22 protein-coding genes, 1 tRNA gene, 3 pseudogenes and 1 CRISPR repeat array are annotated in these 25,537 nt (G+C 66.5%); of the genes and pseudogenes, 12 read left to right on the forward strand and 14 right to left on the reverse strand.

Annotated features, from left to right (window positions below; genetic code table 11):
* The first annotated feature begins 153 nt into the window (after positions 1 to 153).
* Positions 154 to 227, forward strand: a tRNA-Leu gene (locus E1288_RS20965).
* A gap of 87 nt (positions 228 to 314) precedes the next feature.
* Positions 315 to 1,550, forward strand: coding sequence for a site-specific integrase (locus tag E1288_RS20970; protein ID WP_132487629.1), 1,236 nt, complete (start codon positions 315 to 317; stop codon positions 1,548 to 1,550).
* 459 nt (positions 1,551 to 2,009) lie between these two features.
* On the opposite strand, the gene E1288_RS20975 is transcribed toward E1288_RS20970, so the two are convergent.
* Complete coding sequence (locus tag E1288_RS20975; protein ID WP_132487631.1) at positions 2,010 to 2,765, reverse strand: site-specific integrase; 756 nt, start codon at positions 2,763 to 2,765, stop codon at positions 2,010 to 2,012.
* 110 nt (positions 2,766 to 2,875) lie between these two features.
* Positions 2,876 to 3,364, reverse strand: a pseudogene (locus E1288_RS50365) (phage integrase central domain-containing protein); the annotation flags it as partial.
* A gap of 609 nt (positions 3,365 to 3,973) precedes the next feature.
* On the opposite strand from E1288_RS50365, the gene E1288_RS20985 reads away from it, so the two are divergent.
* From E1288_RS20985 to E1288_RS20995, 3 genes are read left to right on the forward strand one after another with little or no spacing between them, the layout of a single operon-like run.
* On the forward strand, positions 3,974 to 4,297 hold the full coding sequence (locus tag E1288_RS20985) for a hypothetical protein (RefSeq protein WP_235883700.1): 324 nt from the start codon (positions 3,974 to 3,976) through the stop codon (positions 4,295 to 4,297).
* Positions 4,297 to 5,460 carry a putative T7SS-secreted protein gene (locus tag E1288_RS20990; protein WP_132487637.1) on the forward strand — a complete coding sequence of 388 codons (1,164 nt, stop codon included), beginning with the start codon at positions 4,297 to 4,299 and terminating at the stop codon, positions 5,458 to 5,460. The genes E1288_RS20985 and E1288_RS20990 overlap by 1 nt, the downstream gene beginning before the upstream one ends.
* Positions 5,457 to 5,762 (forward strand): hypothetical protein, encoded by a 306-nt coding sequence (locus E1288_RS20995; protein WP_132487639.1) that lies wholly within the window; start codon positions 5,457 to 5,459, stop codon positions 5,760 to 5,762. The genes E1288_RS20990 and E1288_RS20995 overlap by 4 nt, the downstream gene beginning before the upstream one ends.
* Before the next feature lie 640 nt (positions 5,763 to 6,402).
* Positions 6,403 to 7,223: direct repeats of the CRISPR family, unit length 28 nt; unit sequence GAACCATCCCCGCGTGCGCGGGGCCGAC.
* An 18-nt stretch (positions 7,224 to 7,241) separates the two neighbouring features.
* Here E1288_RS20995 and cas2e read toward each other — a convergent pair.
* From cas2e to E1288_RS21040, 10 genes and pseudogenes are all read right to left on the reverse strand, one after another.
* On the reverse strand, positions 7,242 to 7,520 hold the full coding sequence (cas2e, locus tag E1288_RS21000; RefSeq protein ID WP_132487641.1) for a type I-E CRISPR-associated endoribonuclease Cas2e: 279 nt from the start codon (positions 7,518 to 7,520) through the stop codon (positions 7,242 to 7,244).
* Positions 7,517 to 8,548: a type I-E CRISPR-associated endonuclease Cas1e gene (cas1e, locus tag E1288_RS21005; protein WP_132487643.1), complete on the reverse strand. Its 1,032-nt coding sequence runs from the start codon at positions 8,546 to 8,548 to the stop codon at positions 7,517 to 7,519. Before cas1e ends, cas2e begins: the two co-directional genes overlap by 4 nt.
* Before the next feature lie 2 nt (positions 8,549 to 8,550).
* Positions 8,551 to 8,865, reverse strand: a complete 315-nt coding sequence (gene cas6e / locus E1288_RS50370; RefSeq protein WP_207954461.1) for a type I-E CRISPR-associated protein Cas6/Cse3/CasE — start codon at positions 8,863 to 8,865, stop codon at positions 8,551 to 8,553.
* A gap of 35 nt (positions 8,866 to 8,900) precedes the next feature.
* Positions 8,901 to 9,332: pseudogene (locus E1288_RS50375) on the reverse strand (type I-E CRISPR-associated protein Cas6/Cse3/CasE); the annotation flags it as partial.
* Positions 9,333 to 9,334: 2 nt separating this feature from the next.
* A complete protein-coding gene (cas5e, locus tag E1288_RS21015) occupies positions 9,335 to 10,144 on the reverse strand; it encodes a type I-E CRISPR-associated protein Cas5/CasD (RefSeq protein WP_132487645.1) in 810 nt (269 codons plus the stop codon).
* Entirely contained in the window at positions 10,144 to 11,307 is a 1,164-nt protein-coding gene (gene cas7e, locus E1288_RS21020) for a type I-E CRISPR-associated protein Cas7/Cse4/CasC (protein WP_132487647.1), read from the reverse strand. Before cas7e ends, cas5e begins: the two co-directional genes overlap by 1 nt.
* 85 nt (positions 11,308 to 11,392) lie before the next feature.
* Complete coding sequence (gene casB, locus E1288_RS21025) at positions 11,393 to 12,007, reverse strand: type I-E CRISPR-associated protein Cse2/CasB (protein ID WP_132487649.1); 615 nt, start codon at positions 12,005 to 12,007, stop codon at positions 11,393 to 11,395.
* 1 nt (position 12,008) lies between these two features.
* Positions 12,009 to 13,718 carry a type I-E CRISPR-associated protein Cse1/CasA gene (gene casA, locus E1288_RS21030; RefSeq protein ID WP_207954462.1) on the reverse strand — a complete coding sequence of 570 codons (1,710 nt, stop codon included), beginning with the start codon at positions 13,716 to 13,718 and terminating at the stop codon, positions 12,009 to 12,011.
* A 74-nt stretch (positions 13,719 to 13,792) separates the two neighbouring features.
* Positions 13,793 to 16,687, reverse strand: a complete 2,895-nt coding sequence (cas3, locus tag E1288_RS21035) for a CRISPR-associated helicase Cas3' (protein WP_235883701.1) — start codon at positions 16,685 to 16,687, stop codon at positions 13,793 to 13,795.
* 146 nt (positions 16,688 to 16,833) lie between these two features.
* Positions 16,834 to 17,094 (reverse strand): transposase, encoded by a 261-nt coding sequence (locus E1288_RS21040; protein ID WP_132487653.1) that lies wholly within the window; start codon positions 17,092 to 17,094, stop codon positions 16,834 to 16,836.
* Between the two features lie 1,301 nt (positions 17,095 to 18,395).
* On the opposite strand from E1288_RS21040, the gene E1288_RS21045 reads away from it, so the two are divergent.
* A complete protein-coding gene (locus E1288_RS21045; RefSeq protein ID WP_132487655.1) occupies positions 18,396 to 18,758 on the forward strand; it encodes a hypothetical protein in 363 nt (120 codons plus the stop codon).
* Positions 18,759 to 18,988: 230 nt separating this feature from the next.
* Here E1288_RS21045 and E1288_RS21050 read toward each other — a convergent pair whose 3' ends face one another.
* On the reverse strand, positions 18,989 to 19,432 hold the full coding sequence (locus E1288_RS21050) for a hypothetical protein (RefSeq protein WP_132487657.1): 444 nt from the start codon (positions 19,430 to 19,432) through the stop codon (positions 18,989 to 18,991).
* Positions 19,433 to 19,726: 294 nt separating this feature from the next.
* Here E1288_RS21050 and E1288_RS21055 point away from each other — a divergent pair, with 294 nt between their 5' ends.
* The 5 genes and pseudogenes from E1288_RS21055 to E1288_RS21070 all read left to right on the forward strand — a co-directional run bounded on the left by E1288_RS21055 (position 19,727) and on the right by E1288_RS21070 (position 24,162).
* A complete protein-coding gene (locus E1288_RS21055) occupies positions 19,727 to 19,960 on the forward strand; it encodes a hypothetical protein (RefSeq protein ID WP_132487659.1) in 234 nt (77 codons plus the stop codon).
* A gap of 543 nt (positions 19,961 to 20,503) precedes the next feature.
* Positions 20,504 to 22,159 (forward strand): hypothetical protein, encoded by a 1,656-nt coding sequence (locus E1288_RS21060; RefSeq protein ID WP_207954463.1) that lies wholly within the window; start codon positions 20,504 to 20,506, stop codon positions 22,157 to 22,159.
* Positions 22,160 to 22,209: 50 nt separating this feature from the next.
* Positions 22,210 to 22,362, forward strand: a complete 153-nt coding sequence (locus tag E1288_RS47045; protein WP_165968195.1) for a hypothetical protein — start codon at positions 22,210 to 22,212, stop codon at positions 22,360 to 22,362.
* A gap of 223 nt (positions 22,363 to 22,585) precedes the next feature.
* A complete protein-coding gene (locus E1288_RS21065; protein WP_132487663.1) occupies positions 22,586 to 23,251 on the forward strand; it encodes a hypothetical protein in 666 nt (221 codons plus the stop codon).
* A 72-nt stretch (positions 23,252 to 23,323) separates the two neighbouring features.
* Positions 23,324 to 24,162 (forward strand): annotated as a pseudogene (locus E1288_RS21070) (IS5 family transposase).
* On the opposite strand, the gene E1288_RS21075 reads toward E1288_RS21070, so the two are convergent.
* On the reverse strand, positions 24,159 to 24,764 hold the full coding sequence (locus E1288_RS21075; protein ID WP_207954464.1) for an IS630 family transposase: 606 nt from the start codon (positions 24,762 to 24,764) through the stop codon (positions 24,159 to 24,161). The pseudogene E1288_RS21070 and the gene E1288_RS21075 sit on opposite strands and share 4 nt — an antisense overlap.
* Between E1288_RS21075 and E1288_RS21080 the strand changes: the two genes are divergently transcribed.
* Positions 24,757 to 25,537: IS256 family transposase (locus tag E1288_RS21080; RefSeq protein ID WP_132487667.1), on the forward strand; the 781-nt coding region annotated here is incomplete at its 3' end. The two genes, E1288_RS21075 and E1288_RS21080, sit on opposite strands and share 8 nt — an antisense overlap.

Here is a 25,537-nt window from a genome sequence, read left to right on the forward strand (position 1 = left end):
CGTGTTCGACCGGCCACCCGGAGTAGAGGCTGTGAACCTAACTCGCGAAGATCACCACCACCAGGGTCCCGAACCAGGACAAACCGCCCGGAGAAGTGGCACACACCCCTGAATCGAGTGGTTGATCAAGGGTCACGTATGCTGACGGAACAAGCCCCCGTAGCCCAATCGGCAGAGGCAGCGGACTCAAAATCCGTCCAGTGTGCGTTCGAGTCGCACCGGGGGCACGCATCAGTGCAGGTCAGCCTACATGCGGCTGAGCCTGCCATTTGGCGTACCATGGGTCACCCATCCTAAACCCATCCTTTTGGGAGATGATCATGGCCCGCCCTCCACTTCCGCTTGGCACCTGGGGCTCGATCCGGGTCCACGGCAGAGTCGACGACGAGTGGGTTCCCAAGGCGGAGATCCCCCCAGAGACGAAGATCACAAGTTGGCGAGCCATGGCCAAGTACAGAGCACATGACGGTGTCACTCGACAAATGGAGCGCCGGAGCAGTAGCGAAACGAAGGCGCGGCGGAGTCTGCGCGAAGCACTCGGCAAGCTAGTCAGCCAGCAGACCGCGCTCGACTCCGGCACGCGCTTCAAGGATGCCGCAGCGCTTTACCTCGACCAGATCCGGACCCGCCGCCGAGGCACTACATACGACAGGTACAAAGGAAGACTAGAGAAGCACGTCTTTCCAGAAATCGGACACCTACTTCTTCGCGAATGCACCGTCAATCGACTCGAAAAGTTCATGACCAAACTCGAGCACGATGAGGTCGCCGCCAACACACGCCGAGGAATCCGAACAGTACTGTCCGGCGTGATCCAGTACGTCATTCGCAATGACGAGACTGGGACCATAAAACGAAACCCTGTTCACGACCTCTCAGACATCGAGGGCTCCTCCAAGAAGCCAGTGGCGATGACGGCCGAGCAACTGAGGGACTTTCTAGCCAAGCTCGACGCCGACAAGGTTGCCAAGAAATCTGACCTGCCCGACTATATCCGGTTCTTGTTCGGCACGGGAACCAGGTTCGGAGAGGCACTCGCCGTTCGATGGCGAGACCTCAATCTCACAGACGAAACATGGAATATCCAGGTTGAGGATACCTCATACATCATCCCACCAGGACATTTGTTCGTCTCGGGCAACATCGTCGCCGTGTCAGGAAAGGGACTGGTCCGGCACGAGGGCAAGACGTTCAAAGCAAGGCGCGTCATCAAGCTGCCCTACTACCTGTATACACTACTACTAGTGCGCAAACCCATCGATGCCAATGAGAACGATCCCGTGTTCCCGTCTGGCACGCTCGGTTGGCGCCACCCAAGCAACATGCAGCGATCCGTTCGCCGAATGCGGGAACGCATCAAGTACCCAGGCTTCACCACGCACGTCGGCCGCAAGACAGTCGCCACCATCCTGGACATGTCCGGGCAAACCGCCCGCGAGATCGCCGACCAGCTTGGCCACGCCAACCCGGCTATGACCCAAAACGTGTACATGGGCCGCGGCGTACAGAACCCCGCTGCCGCCGCCGCGCTTGACGCCGCTTACAGGTAGATGACGACCGGCGGACCCGGCATTCAGTTCCTATTGCTCCGGGTCCGCCGCAGCCTAAATCCCACCCCTTGTAACACTCCGCGACTGCTAGCGACAACGGCAGTCCCTACTACGCAAATGCATCCCATTCCAGGTCCCAGCTATTGAGACAGGAGCGCCACCGGAGCACACCAACGGGCTCCATCCAGCAGATGGATCGGGTTGCCTCGGGCACATCGCGCCACAGCGACGCCGCGGGGCAGGCTGTTCGCGCCCACGACCAGCGCTGGGACACCCTGCTCACGGCAAAGTGCCGGTACTGACCACCGTGACACCCGAGTCGGGGGCTTCCAAAGTCGCGAGGGCGTCACGTCGAGCTGCCTGGTGTCTCTACGGGTTTGCCTAACCGCCTGAACGGATGTGGGCTGAGAAGGTTGTGGCGAGAAAAGGGCTTTGTCGCGACGCAAGGCGAACACGACGTCACAGCGGCATCCTGCTCGCTTGCCGGAAGGCGGAGTCGAGGGCAGCCGCGGCTGCCGGATTGACCGATCCACGCCCCAAGTAGTGGTCCTGGGTGGTCGACGGCCGGGAATGGCCCAGGACGTCGGCGATCTGGCGTGCGGTCAGCTTCGCATCATCGAGCAGAGTGGCAGCCGTCCTCCGGAACACGTGCGGCGTGACCCACTCGAGACCGATCACCTCCCGGATCACTCGCCAGCCGCGCCGCACGTTGTTCGGGTTCCTCCACCCCAGCGTTCGGGACGGGAACACAGACTCCTCGAGACGGTTGGCCATGAACGCCTGGCCGCGCTCGACCTGAACGGTGCCCTCCGCTCCCCCAGCCGGATGCTCCTGCCTGTCCGCCTGGTCGAGCGTCCCGCGCGGGTCCACACGGAGCCGCTCCGCCTGGGCTGCCGACCACACAATGAGCCACCGCACCGTCAGCATCGTGACGACGAACTCGGGCAGGGCAACCATGCGGACGGCGTTCTCCGTCTTGCCGCCGTGCCGGACCAACCCCTTGCCCTTGACGTTGACGATGTTGCCGTTGATCCAGACTGAGCATGGCGGAATTTCCGTGCCATCAACGACCACGGGCTTGTCGGTGAGATTGACATCCTTCCACCGCACCGCCACGGCTTCGCCGATGCGGCAGCCGGTCCCAAGGAGGAACCGGACGAGGTCCGGGAGATCCGCCCCACTGGAGTAGCAGCTCTCGACGACGAACCTGTCCATGCCCACGAACAGCCGACGCCTCTCCTCCGTGGTGACAGGCGACGCCTCTCCTCCGTGGTGAGCGCGCGGACCTTCCGCGGACGGCCCTCGATCGGGCTGACCTCCCGCATCGGATTGCTGTGCAACAGCCCATGACGAACGGCGACCTGGAGGGTGCCCCGGACGGTCGTGCGGACCGATCGCCGGTAGCCCGCCGAATACCCGTCCGCTTCGAGCTTCTCGAAAAACTCTTCTAGGTCCGGAATGCTGATCTCCCGCAGACGCAGGTCGCCGATCCGGTCGAGCACGACGCTCTTCAAGGTCTGCTCATAGGTGTCGCGGGTCATCTCCGCCCGGCGCTGCGCGACTTTGCCCAGCCATACCTCAGCCACGTCACGGAACTTGAAGTCGACGGTCAGTCGCGTCCTGGACTTCTGCAGCTGCTCGATCGCGGACTCCAACCGTTCGACGGCTCGCTTCTCCGTCTGGCCGGAGCGCTCGACGAGCCGCGTCTTGCCGTCGAAGGCCCGGAACCGCGTGCGCGCCCGCCAGGCGACGTCGTCCAACCGCGTCGTGTTGATCTTGCCGCGAGTGCCGATCTGGAGGGGCGGTCGACCCATCTCCGACTCCCTTGCCCAGGACTAAAGCGATGAGTAGACGATGGATACCTCCACCGTCCCGCTAGCCCCGAAAACGCCTCTCCAGGTCACTGACCTGCGAGGACTAGTGCCCCCGGTCGGGTTCGAACCGACACTTGGACGCCACCGGCTGCTGGCCACCGCCGCCCGACTCGCCCGCACCGGCCGCAGACTCATCCTCCGCTACGCCCGCACCTGGCCCTGGACACCCCTACTCACCAGCGCATTCACCCGACTCCACGCGCTCGACCACCCCTGAGACACCACCACAGCCCGAGTTCCGACGATCAAGGACCACAGTGGAAGCACCAGCGGACACGGCCAGGCTGGAGACTACCCCTGCCCACAACCCGGGACCGCACCCACACACTCAAATCCAAGATCATCAAACACCGACGTGAAAGGCCGAGGTATAGCTTCGTTCTCGCTCGTCGCCCGCGCGGATAGGTTCCGGGTCCGCTGGCCCGGCGTGTGTCTCACGAGCCCGGACTCCGCCGTTCGTGCGAATGATCACCAACCGGCCGTGCACCCTTTCTCGACGTGCCTAGGGTGTGCCTTGACCTGGAGACGAGCCGAGGACGGAGCTTGTTGGTGGACGGCTTTCGCGTCGACCTGACCGCCTTAACCCACGCGTCGGAAGGCGTGCGCGACACGATCAACGCGATGAACCGGCGCAAGGTCAGCGACATCGACAGCCCAGCGGACGCCTTCGGCCACGACCGGCTCGCGACGACCGTCGCGGACTTCTGCGACCGCTGGAACGAAGGCGTCAGCAACCTGACCGAGGACGCCAAAGAGATCTCCGGGCGACTCGACCACTGCGTCCAGGCCTACCGGCACACCGACGAAGCCGCCCGGGCACACTTCGAGGGCATCCTGCAGCGCGCTGGCGGCGACGACCCGGCGGCCCAGTAGTGGCAGCCGAACTCGGAACCACCACCGACCCCAAAGCCCTAGTTCCCGGCTTTCCGGACGCAGTCGGCGAAACCGCCGCTGCAATGAAGGCGTACGGCGACAGCCTGCACGAGGCCGGCGACGGCCTCAAACGCATCGACAGCTCCGAAGGCTGGGAAGGCGAGGCAGCCGAGCAGTTCCGGTCAGCGTTCGACGGTGAACCAACGAAGTGGCTCGAAGCCGGAGACTGCTTTCACCAAGCTGCCCAGGCGTTGGAACGCTACAGCGGAACCCTGGCATGGGCACAAGAGCAAGCCAGAGAAGCGATCACACTGTGGGATGCCGGCGAGGCCCAAACCAACTACGCCAAGAAACAGCACGACCGCGCGGTCTCCCAGGCCGAGCAACAAGCGCCCCCGGGTTCCGGCCCCGTCAACATCCCCTTCCAAGACCCCGGCGAAGCCAAACGGCAGCAGGCACGCGACATCCTCAACAGCGCTCGCAACCAGCTCGCGGTTGCGGCCGAGCAAGCCGCCGACGTCGTCGGTAGCGCACGCGACAAGGCCCCTGAACGAAGCTGGCTGGCACAAGCCGGGGAGGTCATTGGCGACGCCGCCGGCGCCGCGGTCAATGCCGTTGCCTCGTTCGGCAACGCCGCGCTCAACCACCCCGAAATGGTCCTCGGCGTCGTCGGCGGTGCCGCGCTCACGGCTGTCAGCGCCGCCGGGGAGACCGCCGGTGTCGCACTCGACGCCACCGGTGTCGGCGCGGTCGCCGGAGTCCCGCTCGGCGCCGTCTCCACCGCTGGAATCGCAACCGGCGTGGGAATGATCGGGGTCGCCATGGCCGGCTTGGGCGCCGAAGCGGCAGGCAACGACTACACCGAAGTCATCGACACCGACGAAGCAGACGCGGCGGCGGAAGAAGCAACGCAGGACCCGGCAGAGCTGTCGCCGTCAGATCGACGTTCCGTCGAGTCATACGAACGACTCATCAAGGAACACGAAGACAAGCTGGACGCCTACAAGCGCGATCCGGAAGCCTACGACAACAAAGGTATTCTCAAGAACGCCCCGAACGACGAGGTCCGCCAGCGGATCATCGACGGCCGTGTCAGGCATCTGGAGAAAGAGCTCCAGACATTTCGGGAGAACATCGACAAGATCTACAAGGGTGCACGATGAGCGACGACGAGTCCGTGGTGTCGGTCGAGGTCCTACGCCAGGTGCTCAACCAGGCACTGGACAGCCTACAACGACAGGTGGGCGAGACCGTCGAACTCGACAAGGACTACTTCTGGTCGATCCCGCCGGAAGCGACCTACGACATCTACACCCAGCCGGACCCGGAACAGCTGACCGTGGGCCAACTCTCCGAGTCCTGGAACAACCTCACGCAGCTGCTCTCTCGCGGAGAACCGGTTCCGCCCTACGCCCTAGTGTGGATCTCCGATGTTCTCAAAGCTCTGGGGCATCAGGCCCGTTGACGGTCTCGGTGCGTTCGATTCGAGCGCGCAGCCACTCCGATAGTTCCTCGAAAGCTGCGCCTCTCGTAGGGTCCCTACGTTACCGAGCCGCCCTGCTCACCCGGCCAACACCACGGCTGGGAGGCAGGCACGTACGTCGGAGCACCGGCGGAACGATCCCCGCACTCGTGAGGTCGGCTTGCGGGCATCCGCATGGTCGTTGCTCTGGTCGGAACAATCCCCGCATGCGTGGGGCCGACTGGACAGGAGCTGGGTACCGGCGGACTCGGCGGGGAACCATCCCCGTGTGCACGGGGCCGACGCGCCGAAGAGGTCCGCTCCGGCGCCTCCGACGAACCATCCCCGTGTGCACGGGGCCGACTCATCCGACAGCGCCCACGCCACCGACACCGACGAACAATCCCCCGCGTGCGCGGGGCCGACAACACCCGTGAGCCCTCGTCACTGATCTTTCCGGAACCATCCCCGCGTGCGCGGGGCCGACGCAGCTATACCTGGCGCGGCTAGATCGTGCCGGGAACCATCCCCGCGTGCGCGGGGCAGACTTACGGATCGCCGCCTGGCAGCTGACCGAGGCAGAACCATCCCCGCGTGCGCACGGGCCGACGGGATCTTGCAGGCCACGAGTAGGTGATCGAGGGAACCATCCCCGCGTGCGCGGGGCCGACAAGCCCTGGCCAAGTCGGTCGGCGTCCTGCGCAGAACCATCCCCGCGTGCGCGGGGCCGACGCGTAACCAGGCGACATGTCGTTCTCACTCCCGGAACCATCCCCGCGTGCGCGGGGCCGACCTGGTGGTGGTCTTGCCGGTCCCCGGTTTCAAGGAACCATCCCCGCGCGCGCGGGGCCGACTGGATATCCCACTGCCGCACGTCGTCGACCAGGGAACCATCCCCGCGTGCGCGGGGCCGACGTCGCGCAAACTGTTTCTAGGGTCGCAGTCCACGAACCATCCCCGCGTGCGCGGGGCCGACGTGGTGCCGTCCGGCTCGCCGAGCTGCAGATGGGAACCATCCCCGCGTGCGCGGGGCCGACGACGACGCGACCGTGGCGGCTGCACTGGCCGAGGAACCATCCCCGCGTGCGCGGGGCCGACCACCCCAGAATCCCGATGGAGGCGGTCGCGTCGGAACCATCCCCGCGTGCGCGGGGCCGACGCCCAGTTCGACGCTCGATGCAGCTGCCAGGAGAACCATCCCCGCGTGCGCGGGGCCGACTCTGCGCTGGCCGCGATCGTGACCATGAACGTGGAACCATCCCCGCGTGCGCGGGGCCGACCACCAGACGATCTACCAGGCGATTCTTGATCTGGAACCATCCCCGCGTGCGCGGGGCCGACGCTGGAGGAGACGGCCAGACGGATGGGCTACCAGGAACCATCCCCGCGTGCGCGGGGCCGACTTTGAGGCGGTGAACCGCAGCTCTTCCTTCAGGGAACCATCCCCGCGTGCGCGGGGCCGACACTTGTTGACCAGCGACGTTAGCGGCGGGAGCGGGCGGAGAGAATGAGTCCGTCGTAGTCAACAGGGCGCCATCTGTCACGTCCGGCGGTTCGTACAGTCCAGCCTTGTTCGTTGTTCGCGGGTTCGACGAGAACGGCTTGGCCGTCTCCGATACGGGTCGCGAGTAGCTCCCAGAGGCGATCACGGATGCGTCGGCTGGGGTTACCGACGAAGACGCCGACGTTGACTTCGACCATCCATCGGGTGAGGTGTCCGCGTAGTCCTTCAGGTGCGGCGATGAGGACAATGACGGTCATCTCTGCTCCGGTGCCGCGCTCGGTTCGTCGAACTCGGGGCCGATGACGGTGATGTGTTGTTCTCCCATCTCTGGCTGTGTCGTTGGGCACTGGGGTTGGTCGGTGGGGTCGGCGTAGTTCACGCCGCCTGGTACCTGGCCGAGTCGTTCGTCCCAGAGCTCGTTGACCTCTGGTTCGGTGTCATCGACCTCGCCGCGTCCGAGGAGTGTCTTGATGTCTCGCACGATCCGGACTATCAGGCGGCCTTGAGTGATGCGGTCCCGAAGGCCCACGCGTGCGTCGCGTTCGTCGGTGACGCCGCGGGCGGCGAGGTCGAAGGCGAGAGGGATGGTGTAGTCGGCTTTGTAGAGGTCGGCGATGTCCATGACGAACGACGTGGCGGCGCCGGTATGGACGAATCCAAGCCCAGGGCTCGCACCGAGTCCTGTGATCACAGCGTGGCAGACGCCGTATAGCGCGGCGTTGGCTGCGGAGAGGAGCCGGTTGAGGTCGTCGCCAGCGGCGAAGGCGTCGCCAGGTTGGTACTCGCGGCCGCTCCAGGTGACGCCGGTTCGACGGGCGTGGTCTCGGTAGAGCTGGCGTATCCGGGCTCCTTCACGGCCGCGGAGCTGCTGCATGGTGAGGGCGGAGACGTCTTCGCCGGGAAACCGCATGCCGTACATGGCTCGGGCGACAGCGAGCCGTTCCTTGGGTCGGCTGACAAGCCACGCTTGGCGCTGCAGGAGTGCGGTTCCACGGCTGGGGCCGATGCCGGCGGCGTACATGCGGACGCCTTGTTCACCGACCCAGCAGACCGCGGTACCGGAGTCGGCGAGGAGCCGGATGGCGCCGTGGGTAACGCGGGTGCCGGGGCCGAGCAGCATCACAGCAATCATCGCCGCCGGGACGCGCACGGTCTCGCGCTTGTTGATGACCACGATCGCGTTCTCGTCGCGGTCGAGATGGCTTCGTTCGACGTAGACGCTGGAGACCCGGTCGACGAGGCGGTGCAGGTCGTGAGGGTCTGCCTTCCACCAGATGTCGGCCATGACTACGGGTTTCCCTCCTGCGGATGCTGGCCGGGTAGTGGCGCGAGGGTGAGGAGTCCGCAGCCGTAGGCCTTGGCGGGGCCGATGCCGGCAAGAAGGTGCTGGGTGAGCAGCTGGGGGTCGGTGACGCGGAGGTGCCCTTCGAAAGTGGCGGTGTGCAGGACGACGGGTGGTTTGCCGCGATTCTTGCTGAAGGAATGCCGGTTTCGGGCAGTAATCCGGACTTCCCTCGCAGGCCCGGCATCGCGGTCGGGTTGAGTGGTGGGGGTGAGTCCGGGGGGGTGTCGGTGTGGGACTCGGGGATCTCGAAGCCCCATCGGCTGGTGCGGACGAGGAACCAGTCGAGCTGCGCGGCGGCGGTGCGGTGCCCGATACGGAACGAGCGGGTGTTGCCATCTGCGGCGCGTTCGGCTTGGCGTGGGGTGGTTTTGGTGGGCGTGGAAGTGTTCTGGACGGGGTTCGCGGTGAGGCGGAAGGCGAATTCCCGGCCGCTGGCGATGCGGGCGAGTAGTGGGGTGTAGTCGGCGACGGCGGCGTGCTCGCCGTCGGCGTCGGGCCAGCCGGCTTGTTCGATGAGGTGGGTCCAGTCGGGTTTGCTGTGGGTGAGGACGAACAGCATGGGCCTGCGGGGGTTGTCGGTGTCCAGGCGCCACAGGGTGCGTTCGCCGGTGGGGTTGTCGGCGATGCCGCCGAGGACGGCGCCGTGGAGCTTGCGGGGGCTGGCCAGCAGAGGCCGGCTGGCAGCGCGGAGCGGGTTGATGCGGATGCGAGACAAAAAGGTCATGATCACCAGCCCAGTAGGGCGAACGGGTCGTGGCCGCTGTCGCCCGGGTCGTTGCGGTCAGCGGCGGAGTCCGGGGCAGGCAGTCCGGTGGGGACGGTCAGCCAGATGTGGCGGATCCGGCGGCTGGTGAACGCGCGCCGGTGTGGGTCGAAGGAGCGCGGGACGTCGTTGACGAGGTCCTCGCCCTGGTCGGGGTCTTCCAGCGTGGCCGACAGGTCGACCCAGTGCCGGGCTTGGGATCGCTGGCCGTAGGCACGGCGGGTCCTGTCAGTGACCTGCCAGCGTTCGGCCGCGAGGACATCGTGGAGGGTGCCTTCGCGGAGGCCGAGGGAGATCGGTTGTGTCGGCACGCAGGACCTTCTGCCCAAGGCCAGGGGGAACGCCGGGTGCCGTACCGCCTCGTCGAGGGTCTCCAGCAGGGCGCGAGATCCGGCGACGGCGGCGAGGAACACGGCGTCCTGCAGGTAGAAGCGGGTGGTGACGTGGGTGTGTTTGGCCGGTGAGGTCAGCTTCTGCACGCCTTTGCTGGACACCCCGGCCTGCGGCAACGCGCGCCCGCGGTAGTCGCTGACGGTGTGGTAGTCACGCAGCAGCGTGCCGGGCTGGTCGACCCGCACTCCCAGGCGTAGGTCGACGAGGTCGTTGACGGGTTCTTCGCGGGCGCGGCCGCTGGCGGCGGCCAACAGGCCGATGACTCCGGATTTGGTGGGCTCGGGGCGGGTATCGCGCCGGTTGAAGGAACTGCGGTCGCCCCAGGACTGCAGCGGCCCGGCCAGGCGCAGCAGCAGTACCGCATCATCAGGGCCGGGCATCAGTTGTTCTCCCCGCGCTCTGCCAGGTGTGTGCGGAGGTCGGCGACGAGCTGGGGGAAGGACCGCGGTTGGCCGAAGGCGTCGGTGAGCGCGGAGGTGGTGGTCTCGTCGTCGGCGTCGAGGGTGCAGCACAGGCCAGTGAAGGCCGGGGTGTCGCCCCAGGTGGAGGTCGCGGTGGTCTGTTCCCGGGCGAGCCTGCGTGCGGAGGTCGTGGCGATCCCGCCGGCCGCGCGGCTTCCGTTGCCGGTGGTGACGGGGTTTTCGAAGGCGGAGACGAGGTTGACCGGCTGGTCGTCGCGGACCACGACCGCCACCAGGTGCGGGAGGGTGCGGTGGGCGAAGGAGTTGGTGTATCCCGACGGCATCGAGCGGGCGAAGGAGGACACGAACAACTCCACGGCCTGCAGCGCGGTCTCGTGGTCGCCGCCGAGGTTGTCCTGCAGCTGGTGCAGGCCGATGGTGGCGAAGCGGTAGAGCGTGGCGGAGTTGAACCCGATGGTGCCGATCATCCCAGCGCCGGTTTCTCCTTCGGGGTTCTGGTCGTCGACGGCGGTGTAGTAATCGAACTCCAACTCCGTGGCGTGCGTGGACACCGCGTGGGCGACCTGGGTGGCGGCGTCGACCTTGAGGGTCGCAATGTCGGCGACCATGCGCCCGAACAACGCCACGTCCACCGGGTGCCCGGTGCCAAAGGCATCCTTGACCGGAAGGTCCTTGACCGCCGCGGCCAGCTCGGCGTCATCGAGCGCGGCCAGCTCCTCGGCCCGGTCTGCCACCAGCTTGGCGACCTCCTCCAGCTGACGGTGCCCATAGAACAGCAGGTAGGCGGTGTCGCCTGCCTTCTTCCCCGCCTTGATCTCCAGTGTCCCGAGGAGCGCTCCCGCCAAACGTGCCGCCGCTTCCTCTTCGAGCGCAGTGCGGTCCAGCAGCAGATTCGTCAGCTCGGCGGCGATCTTCTTCGTGCGGGTGCCCAGGTCCAGCTCGTCGATGCCCCGCTCCGCGAATGCCAGGCGGGTCGCGCGCTTCCACGCCTGCGACGACACGCGGGAACGCCGGACCCCACCGAAATACGCCTCCTTCGGGTTCCCTTGGTCATCGCGGTTGAGGTTCGCCGGGGGCACGGTCTGGAGGATGTGCACGTCGATGTAGCGGCGCTGAGTCATCAGTGGTCTCCGTAACTCTGGTTCGGCTGCGGCGCACCTGCCGCAGCCGTTCGATTCGTATGGCTCGAAAAAAGAAGCGTGCAGATCAGTCCTGTGAGGACCCGGACTCCTCATCGCCTGGTGTCGCTGGTTTCCACGCGTAGTAGCCCAGACCCCAGCGGCTGCGGGCGCGCAGCCGGGCGTCGGAGTAGTGCCAGTCGCGGATATCGTTCATCAACTGGTCGTAGTCCACTGGCTGGCGGACCGTGCGCAGCTGCTCGATCAGCCCCCGCAGCCGGTACAGCAGCGCCGGCACGCTGGTGGCGGTCGCCGCCGCGGCGACCCGCGCATCCAGCGCCACCGGGCTGACCTTCTCTTCCTTGCCCCGCAGGACTTTCAAGGCTTTGCCCAGGTTGATCTTGGGACGGTGCATCGGAATGGACTGGGCCTGCTGGTGCAGTCCGAACAGGGCCAGGGCGGCGTGCTCGGCGGCCTGCTCGACCGAGACGTCGCCGCGCAGCGCGGCCTGTTCGTCGACCGGGCAGGTGTAGAAGGGCCACAGCGCAGGCACCGACCCGGCGGGGCGGCCGAGGCCTGAGCGCATCGCGGCCAGGTCTTCACCGGGTGGCTGCAATGGCAGTTTCGTGCGGGGGTCGGACCGCCACGTGCCGTCGGGGTTCACCCGCTGGCTCCAGTAGCGTTTCGGGGTGGTGTTGGTCATCTCAGGTGGTCCTCGCCTGATCTAGGTCGGGTGCGGGGAGCTCGGCGGCGTTGCTTTGGACGCGGGTGAGGATCTGCCCGATCCGGGCCCGGAAGTTGCTTTCGGCGGTGGCCTGCCGGTAGGTGAGCTCCTTCTCGCCTTGTTTGATGGTGCGACCGGTGAAGGCACTGGGGGCGACGGTGGCGAGCACACGTTCACCAACGCGGAGGGTGATGTGCTTGGCTTTCTGCTCCCACGCAGTGAGTCCGCGTTCAAGCAGATCGAAGTCCTCCCCCACCGTCCGGATCCCGACCATCACCCGCCGCACCACCGGGTCCAGGGCGTGCAGGACGAGTTCGCCCGGCCGGTGGCCTTTATCCCACGGGATCGGCTCGGCACCGGCGGCACGCCGCAGGTCGGCGGACAGATTGTTGACGGCCTGCGCGAGATCCTCCGCTTGCGCGGTCATCTCCAGCAACGCGCCCGGCACCCGCGAGTCGGTGTCCAGTGCGGTCAACGGCAACGGGATGGAGTCGAAGTAAACGTCCTCGAACACCGCCGACTGCGTGCCGTACACCATGCCCAGCAACTCCAGCTGCACGGGATAGTCCGAGGCCATCAGCTCACGGCGGGCCCGCAACTCGTTGATCAACCTGCTGGTGGCGAAACCCGCGGTGGTCGCGGTGGCCGCCCGGTCCTGGCGGTCGGTGGCCAGCAGCGCCTCCAGACCACGCCACGCCGCTTTCCCCTGCGGGTGGCGCCGAGGCCGCCGCGGCACGCTGGTTCCGTTCTTGCCGCCGGTTTTACCCGCGGAGGTGAGATTCCAGGCGGTGTGCGGCTCCACATCCGGAGTCGTACTGAGGCGGTCGCCGGCGGCCAACACCACCCGGGTCACCCACGGCCCGTCGGGGGTGGTGTCCGGGATGAGCCGGACCCGGCGCGATTGCCATGTCCACACATCCAGCAGGCCTGCGGCTTCGCGGGTGTGCCACTCCGAGCCCGCCACCGACAACTCGCTGCGGGTGTCAGGGGTGCGACGTTCCCACTGCGGCAGGTCATCGGAGCGCAACGCCGGGCCCGAGGGAACGTTGAGCAGCAGCGTGTCGAACAGCGTGCGCCCCATCGGGACGATCACCCCACACTGCCCCAACGGGCCCGTGGGATTGCCGGTGGTTTTCCCCGCCTTGACGTTCGGGTCTCCCACCACACCCGTTTTGATCGCCGCGGTATCCCAGCAGTGCGCGTGCAGCAACCACCGTGCCGCCTGCGCCGGCGTCAGCTCCAGCGGATCAGCGTCACTGCGGGAGGCGAAGAACGGCACGTTGTTGCCGCTGGCGGCCGTGGCCACCAGCACCGCGGACCCCTTCGTCTCGTCCTTCACGGTCCGCAGCCCCGCCACCTGCCCGAACGGATCACGCGGGTGGAACAGGTCGAACCGCTCCCGCTGCGCATCGAGGTAGCGGTGGAGATCATCTTGTTGCTGTGGCGTGAATTCCCCGGCCTGGAACCACCGGGCCCACGCGCGGGTGTTCTCCGGGCGGCCCAGCGCGCGCACCACGACCGGCAGCAGCACCTGCCGCAGCAGCGCCGGTTTCTGCGTCGGCAGATCCACCACCAGGTCCTCGAACAGGTGCGCCTCGCAGATCGCCTGCCGCAACGACACCTCCACCGCCGCGCCACCACCCACCGGGCGCACGACCAGCCACGGCTGGTCAATCAGGTTGAACGACACGAACACCCCCAGACACCAACACCCACTCCTTCCCTTTCACGACAGCCGGCCAGAGTCGACCGGGCTTTCCTGTGCTACTGCTTGGTTTCTTCCACCAGGCCGAGCTCGGTGTCGTAACGCACCACCGTCTCCCCCAGCTTCTTCCGGTGCTGCCCGTCGAGTTCGAGTGCGAGGCTGTAGCGCAGCCACGGATGCCCCTGCCAGCCCGGCAGGACCCGGCATTCCTGCACCGCGGCCTGCGACAACGTGGGCGGCAGGCGAACGGTGGCGCCCAGCACCTCGTCGAGCACCCCGTCCGGCACCTCACCGTTGGGTCCCAGCGCCCGCCCGGCCAGCGTGCGGTACCGGTCGCCGTCGGCGACCACGAGGATCACCTCCACACCCCGCTCGCCGTCACGGACCACAGCCTCCATCAACGACTCGCTGCCCCCACCGGACACGCCATCGGAATGCAGCCCCTCCAGCGTCGGGGCTTCGTGTTCCCCGAGCCGGGTCAGCAGAAACGGTGTCGCCCCCGCCGCACGAGCCGACTGCTCCTGCTCCCAATCCGTGCGCGCGGCGGTCTCGGCCTCCACCCAGCCTTCCGGCACCAGCGGCTGCCCGGAATACACCCGGTCCACCAACTCCGGCACTACTGTGGGAATGCGCCATCCGGTCTCGCGGGCGCGGCTGACTTCCGCCGCGGTCCGCAGCAGCAGGTAGCGGCCGTAAATCTTCTCGCTGGCATACAACAACCGCGGCGGCCGGTCACCGGTGTCGTCGAACCCGGTCACCACCACCCTCGGCTGCTCCACTGAGGACGGACGAACGGTTCCGGCGTGGCGGTGCAGGCGGCCGATCCGCTGCAGCAGCAGGTCGATCGGCGCCAGATCGGTGACCAGCAGATCAGTGTCCACGTCGAAGGACTGCTCGGCCAACTGGGTGGCCACCAGAATCAGCCGGGCCGGACGCGGCGGCCTCGGATCGTCCCCGGGTTTCGGTGGCGGCCCCAACAGCTGCAGGCAGTCCTCGGTGCGATCCGCGCGGGCCTGCACCGTCAACCGTGCGTGCAACAACCGCACATCGTCACCGAACCGGGCCTGCAGCTCCGCGAACGTGGACTGCGCACGAGCCACCGTATTCCGGATGACCAACGCACACCCTCCCACGGCCAGCCACTGTTCCAGCAGGTCGGCGACCGCACGATCACCCGCATCCAGCGCCGCCCGCCGCTGCTCGGTCGTCGAGCCCGCACCGAGCATCTGCTCGGACAAGATCTCCACTTCTACCGGCACATCCGGCCGCCACGCCGCCGCTTCCCGCACGTCGAAACGCGGTGCGGCACGGTCGTCGTCCAGCCAGGCCGCGGTGACCCGCGGATAGCCCACCGGCTCCGGCGGGGCGGGAAAGGCTGCTTCCTCCTTCGACGCCGCCCCCAGCAGGTAGGCGTCGATGAACTCCCGACGCTGGGAGGGCGGCAACGTCGCCGACAACAGCACCACCGGCACCCCGGCCTGCCCCAACCACCGCAACCCCTCGCGCAGGAACTGCGACATGTAGACGTCGGCGGCGTGGACCTCGTCGAGGATCACGACTTTGCCCGCCAGGCCCGCCGTCCGCAGCATCACGTGCTTGGTACGCGTCGCCGCGAACAACAACTGGTCGATCGTGCCCACCACGAACGGACACAACAAACCCCGCTTCGACCCCAGAAACCACTGCGCCGGCGCCTGCCGCTCCGCCACCGCGTCTGCCGGAGCCTGCGACACCGCCGCGAGACCATACTCATCGTCTCCGCAATGCATGCCGTACTCGTCGACACCAGCGAACCGGCGATCCAACTCCGCATCGGCGGCCAGCAGCGCCGTCCACTCCTTGTTGAACATCCGCTTGCCATGCAACAACGCCACCTGACCCGCCAGCCCGGCATCGATAGCGCCCGCCCAGGACCGCACCTGGCTGAACATCGGGTCGCTGGTGGCCTGCGTCGGCATCCCCACAAACACCCCGTCAGCACCGAACCGGGCCGCCAACTCCTCCGCCGCCACCAGCGCGGCTTTCGTCTTGCCCTCCCCCATCGGCGCCTCAACGACCAGCAGACCCGGCGCCTGCATCGCACGCGCCGCCTCCAGCACCGCCAGCTGAGAATCCCGTGGCGCGTGCCCGAAACGGGCCTCGAACACCCCACTCGCCGGTGCGGTCAGGGATCCCCAGCCGCCGCGCAGCCCCAACTCCGCCCACGCGCGCCCAGCCCGCTTCCGGGCCGCCTCCATGCTGACCTCATCGAGGTCATCCACGCCGACGAAGTGGTGCTCGTCGCTGGCGATCCAGTCCGCCATCACCACCAGACCACTCACATGCAGCTGCGCCGCCCGCGACGGCACCGACACCGGCTGCACCGCCCCGACACCGGCGAACCCCAGAGCCTGGGTAAACCAGCGAACCAACTCCTGCTGCACACGCGGCCAATTGCCCTCGCCCCGCAACTGCCCCTGAGCGCGCCGCGGCTCGGGCAACTGCCCCTCCGCCGGGAACAGCCCATGATGCCCCGCCACCAGCGGCCACACCCACTCCACCTGCTCCGGGCTCCACCCCGCATCGGAAAGCACCGACCTCAGCAGAAACCCGCCCGCCCGGTCATGTCGCCACCGGTGCTTCGCCGCCGTCGGCTCATGCCACGACAGCCCGGCCTCCCGAACAGCACGCGCGCCTTCCGGCCACAACCGCTGATGCGCCGGCGTTGCCTTACCGCAGTCATGCACCCCGCACAACCACGCCAACAGCACCCGGCCCCGCCCCGGCCCGCCGGCCACCTCGTCCAACCAGGCTCGCGTCGACGGTGCCAGGAAGTGGTCCCACAGCAGCTCGCCCACCGCCGCCGCATCCACCAAATGCGACACCAGCAGATTCATCCGGCCAGCGGCCTTCTCCGGCGACTTCCCCCACAACACCCCCAACCACCGGAGAACATCCGCATCGAAGCCCTGCACTCAACCCCCTGAACAGCGACCAGTCACCAACAAGGCACGCACCGTAGCCGACAGCCCCGACAACCCCCACCCCCAGGCGAGAAGCCCCAGCAAACCCACGAAGCGACGCCAACCGATGCGAGCCCAAGTTCAGGAACGAACCCAGGTCAGCGCCGGGCCGACGACCGCATCGTCTCCAGCACCACCGACCGAAGAACGGCGTAGGCCGATGCGAGTTCCACGTTCTCCCGCCGCAAACGCTCCAACTCCGTACCCTGCTCCGACGCACGCTCCTGCCACACCCAGCTCGCGACCGTTTCGCAGCTGATCCCCAGCTTCCTGGCCGCCTGCTTCACAGCCCTCCCTTCTGATTCAAGAATCGCCTGCACCGTACGAATGCGAACGTCCGCCCCATGCCGCTTCGGCACCTCAACTCCTCACTGTTGACATCCGAACGATCACCGATCGTAGCGACATGGGCGACGTTGATCAAATAAGGTTCGTATTCGAAGTCGCCCATAGCGTTTTGCGTGGTTCAGCTTGCGAGATCAGACGGCTGTGCCGATGCGGGCCAGCCGTCATGTTTGAATGCAGGGCACGGCCCTGCTCGCTCTCGGCATGCACCCGAGAAAGCGGGGATGGTCCAAAGGTGCGTATTGCCTTGATGACATGAAGACAGTTAGGCCCCGCAATGCGGGGAACACAGCCCGCAGGACAAGCCCCTGCGGGCTCCTTCAACCCCGCCAGCAACCAGCAAGCGGACTAAACCAAATAGCCGCTATCAGCAGCTAAACACGCTGGTCAACGAGCGTCGGCCCCGTGTCGCGGGCGGGGATGGTATCCAGGCGGCCAAGATCTACAGCCCGGCTTACGTCGGCCCCGTGTCGCGGGCGGGGATGGTTCTCGCGCGCCGGGAGCGGAGCGAGATATGCAAAAGTCGGCCCCGCGCTCGCGGGGATGGTTCGTGGGTGATCTGGTACTCCACCGCCGAACTGTCGTCGGCCCCGGCGCTCGCGGGGATGGTTCCCGCAGCGACTTTGCCCTGATTGTCCTGTTCTTGTCGGCCCCGCGCTCGCGGGGATGGTTCTCGCTTCGGGACAGAGATCCACGATGTCGGCCGGTCGGCCCCGCGCTCGCGGGGATGGTTCGCAGTATCGGCGCGCGGTGTCGATGGCCGAGGAGTCGGCCCCGCGCTCGCGGGGATGGTTCGACGTGTCCCATGAACCCGAAGCCCTGCACCGTGCCGGCCCCGCGTTCGCGGGATGGTTCCGCGCAGCAGGATACCGCGAGCAGTTCCCGCCGTCGGCCCGCGCTCGTGGGGATGGTTCCGCGACAGTCCTGGATTCCGTGGCCGCCGCCAGGTCAGCCCCGCGTTCGCGGGGATGATTCCAAAGAGCAGGAGACTGACAAGGTCAAGGCTCTGTCGGCCCCGCACACGCGGGGATGGCTCTCAGCTCGCCCTTGCGCCATCTGTAGTTGAGACGTCGGCCCCGCGCACGCGGGGATGGTTCTTCGTCGAGGTCGACGAACCTCACCACCGCGGTGTCGGCCTCGCGCGCGGGGACGGTTTCATCCGAAAGCGGTTCCCGATTCGCGAGGGAGTCCGCCCCGCGCAAGCGGGGATGGTTCAGGGTCCTTGGTGCGCATGACGAGCCCATGTCCACAACGCATCGCGTACGGTTGCCGACGTCATCGTGGCTGATGCGTCACGGAAAGGACCGACGGAGACATGACCGGAACCACAATGCAGGCACTGAGCACGGTGACCACTGCAGGTGTCATGGTCGCACTCCTTTGCACGTCGATCGAGATCGCGTTGCGCCGCCAACACGGAATGCCGTTGCGGTCGTTGCGGCCCCTCCCCTGGCTAGCCTTGGCCGCGATGGACTTCGTCGCCGTCTACCTGCTGCAACTGTCTACAGCATGGGTCCCGCAGGGATTCTTGGTGTTGTCGATGCTGTTCGGTGGATTGATCGGCATCAACATCGTCTGGGTGCTGGCCTGGCGGCGGGGTCGGCGAAAAGCACCGGAAAACGCCGCAGTTCTGGACTCGTTTGAAGTCGGCGAGGGCGACCGAGACGATCTGCGGTAGCTCGCCAGATTGCCGCTGCTACCCGACCCTACGTCGAACCGCACACGCTTTGATCGTGACTGAAGCCATCATCATCGCTGAATCTGGGCGGCTGCGCAGCAGTAGGTTCGTCATCAAGCCGGGGCAGCTACTCCCCACCGCGTACCTGAGCTGAAATGCACCAGCATGCTGTCACGGTTCTGGGTGAGCCGCTGTTCTGTGCGGCTCCGCCCAGACCCGTGACGTGTTGGCTAGCGCTGCAGCATGCCCTGCACCACGGCCCGCGCAACAGCTTGGGCCGCCGCGCCGACCGCTAGCCAGCCGTCCGAGGCGTCAGCACTCCACTCCATGACCCTGTACTGCTGGAGCAGCGCTGCCAGAGCCGGTGACGATTCCGCTGGGAGCGCTGTGCCTTCGCGAAGCATGGAGATCGCTTGCCTCTGGTCAGAGACAGCGTGGCCTCGCTCGGCGAGTAGGCAACGAGCCACATCCAGACTTTTCATGTCCGCGCTCAGCCACCCCGTGGGTGGATTTAGCCCGACGGAGATCGTGATCTGGGCCTCGATGAGGTCAGCGAGCAAGCTGGATGACTCGGCCGGCAGCGTCGCTCCGGTCTGCAGGACGTTGATCGCACGGTCCATGTCGTCACCACTAGCCACGTCGATCTCCCCACCGTGTTCGAAGGCTTCTGCCAACGCATTCTCCGTGTGTCCTATTGCGACACGCCGATCAGGTCCGTCGTAGCGACGAGCTCACCCAGGAATCACCGGGGCGTACACCTCTGGCCACGGATCGTCACGATCCGGCTGGGCCGCCGCACTGTGCCTTGTTACTGGGGGGATGTCCAGCAAAACGCGCTGGACATCCCCCCCAGCAGCAAGGCCTTCGTATTCGGCCCCGCCCGGACGCGCGACGTCTCCATATTTCCGTCACGACCGGAATCCCGGGGAGGCAACCCACATATTCCACACCAATGAGAATCGGAGTGAATGATGCCGACGTACACCGTCGCCGGTTTGACCAACCCGACTACGAGAGCCGTGCTCATCTCGGCCGTCTTCAAGGGGAGCCTGAAAGAGGTTTCAACGCGGCACAAGTGCGGAGAGTGGGGTCAGTGGACCCGGTTCACCGACGTCGTTGAGGCCGAGAACCCCGCACGAGCGGAGGCGATGGTCAGCGCCCGCTTCACGATGCCGTTGAGCGTCGCCGAGCAGCCCGTCTGATCCTTGATCGCCACGGCCGCCCGTGTACGACAGGTGGGCGGTCGTGGCGACGTGCCGGGCGCCGGCCTCAACGTAGTACGCGGCGGTCTACTCCTGCGATCCCGCTCCCATTTCAGGGCAACGACAGCGCCGGCGAGCGAGGAGGCACCCGAGAGCGGCGCATTACGTCGCCTTTTCCGGTTGCTGCGGCTGGCTGAACCCGCCCAGCCGTAGGAAAAATGAGGGTCTTCCGAGGTAGTGGATCAGTTGGCTTCCCGGCCCCATTCGGGCTTCAGCAGCTGCCGTTGGAACGCCGCCTGGGTCTGCGGCCGCAAGCCTGTCGACTTGGCTTCTTTCCGCGTATCAACGGGCGTGCTCCGGGCGGAGCCGCCGCACCGTGCCTTGCTGCTGTGGGGATGTCCAGCAAAAAGCGCTGGACATCCCCACAGCAGCAAGGCTTTCGGGTGCGGCCCGCCCGGAATCATGACAGTCACGCACTCCTGATGTCCGGGCTGGGAGGCCAAATCCCTGGTATCCACTCAGATCCACAGCCAAGGACTGATCATGCGATCAACATCTGTATGGAAGAACGCCCGTATCGAGGTCGTCAGCCCTAAGTCGATCGTGTTGAAGGACAACGCGCGCACCATCGGCGACATCAAGACGGAGCGCCCGGACCTGATCGAGAGCATCCGCCAGTTCGGCGTGCTCGTCCCCCCGATTGCCAACGAAACCGAAACCGCCGGTCATTTCGCCGCCAAGGACGGCTTCTCACGCATCCTTGCTTCCCTGGTCGTCTGTGAAGAGCCAGAGAACGACGACGACGCGAACCTCGAGATTCCGGTCATCGTCACCACCTCGCAGAACGAGGAGGAATGGCAGCGACTACGCGATCAGTTCATCATGAACGAACTCCGCAAGGGTTACGACTCTGCGGACAAGGCGCGAATCATGGAGCAGTTCACGCTGTTCGGATTCAGCGATGAGGAGATCGCCCGGCAGCTGAGCCTCGAAAGCGAGCAGGTCAAGGCCGGCCTCGCAGTTCAGCGCAGTACAACGGCCAAGAGCCTCATGACCGAACACCCGCAACTCGACCTGCTGCAGCTCGGTGCGATCACCGAGTTCGAGGACGACGAGGAGGCCTTGGCCAGGCTCCAGGACACGTTGTATGACGAGCCGGAGCAGTTTGACCACGAGGTCGCCCGACTGCGCTTGAAGCGCGCCGAGAAGGAAGCGCTCGACCAGCTCACCCGCGAGCTCATCGAGCAGGGCATCACGGTCGTGGCGAAGACCTACGACGGGGCTCAGGCGCCACTGTCCCGCCTGAAGCTCAGCAAGAGCAACCCCCTCGAACTCGGCAACTCCCCGGAGGCCCATGCCGATTGCCCTGGCCATGCAGCTTGGGTGGAAACGGTGTGGTCATCGCGGGAGCCCCGCGCGACCTACATCTGCCAGGACTGGAAGGCACACGGTCACGCCGAGACCCACAGCGCGAACGGCTCCTCGGCGAGGCAACCGAAGTCCGACTTCGAGAAGGCTGAGCTCAAGCGAGCGAGAGAGAACAACGCCTCCTGGCGTGCAGCGGAGGAGGTGCGTCGGGCGAAGCTGGCTGAGATCGTGCAGCGGAGCACGCCGCCGAAGCGGACGCAGCAGTTCATCACCACCGCCATGATCGAGGGCACCTACGAAGTGGGCCGTGCGCTGGACCAGAAGCACGCCTACGCGTGCGAGTTGCTTGGTCTTCCCAAGCCCGCCTACGGCAAGAAGCACCCGATGCTGTCCAAGGCGCGGAAGGCCAGTGCGAACGGCGCGCTGATGTTCCAGCTGGCGATGGTACTGGCGGCCTTCGAAGACCGGACCAGCGTCCAGACCTGGCGTGGCAATGACGAGGCGCAGAAAGAGTACTTCAGCTTCCTCCGGGACAGCTGTAACTACCCGCTTTCCGCTGTGGAACGGCTCGTCCTCGACCCGACCGAGGACTTCCAGCGGTGGCCGCACCTCCAGGAGTCCGCTGCCTCCAGCGACACCGACGTCGCCGAGACTCCAGCGAACGACGATGACGATCCCGGCTCGGAGCTGGCAGCGGAGCATGCCGACGCCGACCAGTTCTCCGCATCCGAGGTCAACAGCGACGGCAGTGACGCACCGACCTTGTCTGCCCCGGTCAGTGACAGCAGCAACGTCGACGCAGCCGCGGAGTTGGCAGACTCCGCGGCCTAGCTGCGCTCTCGTGCCGGCCTCCCTCATCGACGTGTTCGCGGCGCAGGTGCATGACGAGCGCGAGCGTCACGCCGGGGTGCCGCTCGCCCGGACCGACCCGGGCAACTCGCTGGACACTGCGGCTGCTGCTCGGCGCCCGGCTCTACTACGACGGGATCACCAACACCGGCGGCCAGCAGCAGTGCCAGCGTTGCCCTCGATGACGGGCCTGAACAGCAGAGAGACGTCTATGCGACGCCGTCCCCGGGCGGTGGGGCGTTCGCACTCTGCGTCGGCCGCGGGCCGGGGGCAAGCCCGAAAAGCAGGCTTGCCCCCTTCCCCCGCGGCCGACGCCAGACGAGTGCGCCCCACCGCCCGGGGCAAACGGCATCCGCCGGACCCGGTGGTGGGAAGACCAATCCTCCAAACCTGAAAGGGACTTCCGCTGTGACCACGACCGACCCCGCCCCACACTCCGCCTCCGACCTCGACACGCACACCACCTGCGAGCCGGACACGACGCCGCCCCTGCCCGCCAGCGTGATCGCTGGCTCCGATCGCCTGCTCGGCGCCATGGGTGACCTGCTCGGCAACGACGCGGCGGAGATCTTCTCGCTCATGGAGGACGTCTTCGAACGCATCAGGTGGGCAGATGAGGAGATCGAGAATGCCCGTGCACGACACCCGCAGCACGCTGACAAGCTCTGGCACAGCAACATGCTGCTCACACCCAACCCCGGCCTGGAGAGCATGAAGAAGGAGTTCGTCTTCCGCGCGCATTGCCGTGAGTTACTCGACCGCGTCGCGGCTGGCGAGGACACCCGGCCAGGTACCGCGGCCGAAATCTGCTGCGCCATGAGTGACACCAGCCTTCTGTCCCCGCTCACCTCCGCAGCTAGCGGCCTCTACGCGCGTATGTGGCGAGCCGCCGGCTTCCCGGAGCTCGACGAGGTCACCGAGGCCAGCCATCACCACGAGGCCTTGGAGAAGGCGGCCATCGACGGGCACGAACAGGACGCCCGCCGCGAACTCGCCATCCCCGACCGCCGCTTGGGCGACATCGAATGCGACGGTCTCCACAACGACGCCTGTATCTATGCGCAGGCCGACTAGTGTTCTGTAATTCTGGTCGTTTTACTTAGAGTTCCTAACAGAATGATCACTTGTAGTGACTGGCATTCCCTGATGGTTGATCATGATCGTGTGAAGAAGGGTGAGCAGCCGCCATGGATCGTGTCCGACGAGCTGTGGGAGCGAATCGAGCCGTTGTTGCCGCGCTGGGAGAACGCGCTGCCCAAGCTGGGCCGCAAGCGGCTGCCGGACCGGCTGGTCTTGCAGGGCATCCTGTTCGTGCTGCATACCGGGATCCAGTGGGAGTTCCTACCCCAGGAGCTGGGGTTCGGATCCGGAATGACCTGCTGGCGGCGCCTGGCGGAATGGAACGAGGCCGGGGTGTGGCAGCGGCTGCACGAGGAGCTTTTGGCCGAGCTGAACGCGGCCGGGAAGCTGGACTGGTCGCGGGCGGTGATCGACAGCTCGCATGTGCGGGCGGCACGACGCGGCCCAAAAGCGGCCCGAGCCCGGTCGACCGCGCCCGGCCAGGCTCCAAGCACCACGTGATCATCGAGGGCGGCGGCATTCCGACGGCATTCAGCCTGACCGGCGGCAACGTCAATGACGTCACCCAGCTCCTCCCGCTGGTCGAGGCAATCCCGCCCGTGCGAGGCAGGCGCGGGCGCCCCCGCCGCCGACCCGACGCGCTGTACGCCGACCGCGCCTACGACTCCGCCCAACACCGGGACGAGTTGCGCGCCAAGGGAATCGACCCGCAGATCGCCGAACGCGGAACCGGCCACGGCTCCGGACTCGGCGTGATCAGGTGGGTCGTCGAGCGCACAATCGCCTGGTACCACGGCATGCGACGCCTCCGCATCCGCTGGGAACGCCGCGACGACATCCACGAAGCGTTCCTCGGCCTGGCCACCTGCATCATCTGCTACCGACACATCAAGACCCTTTGTTAGGAACCCTTAGCGTTGTTGTCGACAAGCTTCTTGATGTTGGTCTGGACGAGCCGGACCTTGGCCAGGATCTCGTCGGTGGTTGCGGTCCAGGTGAACGGCTTTGGGTTGGTGTTCCAGTGCTGGATGTAGTCGCGGATGCGCGAGATGAGGACTTTGACCGAACTGAAGGTGCCGCGCCGGATGGCCTGCCGGGTGATGATCGAGAACCAGTTCTCGATTTGGTTGATCCATGAGGATCCTTTCGGTGTGAAGTGGAACTTCACCCGCGGGTTCTTCTCGAGCCAGGCCTGCACCTCCGGGGTGGTATGGGTGGAGAGGTTGTCGAGCACGACATGGATGTCCTTGCCCTGGTGGGGTTTCACGGCCTGCTTGAGGAAGGCCAGGAAGTCCACGCCGTTGCGAGTGGGCTTGCACTCGCCGTAGACCTCGCCGGTGTCCACGGTCAGCGCGGCGAAGAGGTTCGTTGTGCCGTGCCGCACGTAGTCGTGGGTGCGTTTCTCGGTCGCGCCGAAGGTGATCGGCAGAACCGGCTGCGTGCGATCGGGGGTGTCAGGTGGGTTGTGTACAAGATCCGATAGTTGATGGAGTACGCAGATGACCACGACTGATCCGCAGCAGCAGGAAGGGAATCCGTTCGGGGCGGCCGGGCAGCCGCGGTCGGCTCGGGACGCGGTCAACGAGATGGTCGAGGCAGGCCTGCTTGATGGCCTGATGGACACCGTTGACCGGGATGGGTTGGCGTTGACCGGGCAGGGCGGGTTCCTGCCCGAGCTGGTCAAGGCGGTGCTTGAGCGCGGTCTACAGGCCGAAATGTCGGACCATCTCGGATACGACAAGGGCGATCCGGCCGGTCGGGGCAGCCCGAACTCCCGGAACGGCACCAGCGCGAAGACCATCTCGACCGAGATCGGCGACGTGGACCTGGACGTGCCCCGGGACCGGGCCGGTTCGTTCGAGCCCCGGCTGGTCCCGAAGGGCTCGCGGCGGGCCGGCGGCCTGGACGAGATCATCATCTCGCTGTACGCGGGCGGGATGACCGTCCGCGATATCCAGCACCACCTGCAGCGCACCTACGGCACCGAGCTCTCGCACGAGACGATCTCCAAGATCACCGACGCGGTCCTGGATGAGGTCACCGCCTGGCAGTCCCGGCCACTGGAAGAGATCTACCCGATCGTCTACCTCGACGCCCTGGTGGTGAAGGTCCGCGACGGCCACCAAGTGCGCAATCGCTCCGCCCACATCGCCGTCGGCGTCGACCTCGACGGCGTCAAACACGTCCTCGGAATCTGGGTCCAGGCCGGCGAGGGTGCGAAGTTCTGGGCGGGGGTCTGCGCCGAGCTACGCAACCGCGGCGTCAAAGACGTGTTGATCG

This window comes from Saccharopolyspora elongata (genome assembly GCF_004348985.1).
Lineage (GTDB): Bacteria > Actinomycetota > Actinomycetes > Mycobacteriales > Pseudonocardiaceae > Saccharopolyspora > Saccharopolyspora elongata.

What these genes read in the sequence shown, in the direction of transcription:
- E1288_RS20970 (WP_132487629.1), top strand. Translation starts at nt 315, where the DNA reads ATGATCATGGCCCGCCCTCCACTTCCGCTTGGCACCTGGGGCTCGATC.
- E1288_RS20975 (WP_132487631.1), bottom strand. Translation starts at nt 2,765, where the DNA reads ATGGACAGGTTCGTCGTCGAGAGCTGCTACTCCAGTGGGGCGGATCTC.
- E1288_RS20995 (WP_132487639.1), top strand. Translation starts at nt 5,457, where the DNA reads ATGAGCGACGACGAGTCCGTGGTGTCGGTCGAGGTCCTACGCCAGGTG.
- cas2e (WP_132487641.1), bottom strand. Translation starts at nt 7,520, where the DNA reads ATGACCGTCATTGTCCTCATCGCCGCACCTGAAGGACTACGCGGACAC.
- cas1e (WP_132487643.1), bottom strand. Translation starts at nt 8,548, where the DNA reads ATGGCCGACATCTGGTGGAAGGCAGACCCTCACGACCTGCACCGCCTC.
- cas6e (WP_207954461.1), bottom strand. Translation starts at nt 8,865, where the DNA reads ATGGGGCTTCGAGATCCCCGAGTCCCACACCGACACCCCCCCGGACTC.
- cas5e (WP_132487645.1), bottom strand. Translation starts at nt 10,144, where the DNA reads ATGCCCGGCCCTGATGATGCGGTACTGCTGCTGCGCCTGGCCGGGCCG.
- cas7e (WP_132487647.1), bottom strand. Translation starts at nt 11,307, where the DNA reads ATGACTCAGCGCCGCTACATCGACGTGCACATCCTCCAGACCGTGCCC.
- casB (WP_132487649.1), bottom strand. Translation starts at nt 12,007, where the DNA reads ATGACCAACACCACCCCGAAACGCTACTGGAGCCAGCGGGTGAACCCC.
- E1288_RS21045 (WP_132487655.1), top strand. Translation starts at nt 18,396, where the DNA reads ATGACCGGAACCACAATGCAGGCACTGAGCACGGTGACCACTGCAGGT.
- E1288_RS21055 (WP_132487659.1), top strand. Translation starts at nt 19,727, where the DNA reads ATGATGCCGACGTACACCGTCGCCGGTTTGACCAACCCGACTACGAGA.
- E1288_RS21060 (WP_207954463.1), top strand. Translation starts at nt 20,504, where the DNA reads ATGCGATCAACATCTGTATGGAAGAACGCCCGTATCGAGGTCGTCAGC.
- E1288_RS47045 (WP_165968195.1), top strand. Translation starts at nt 22,210, where the DNA reads ATGACGAGCGCGAGCGTCACGCCGGGGTGCCGCTCGCCCGGACCGACC.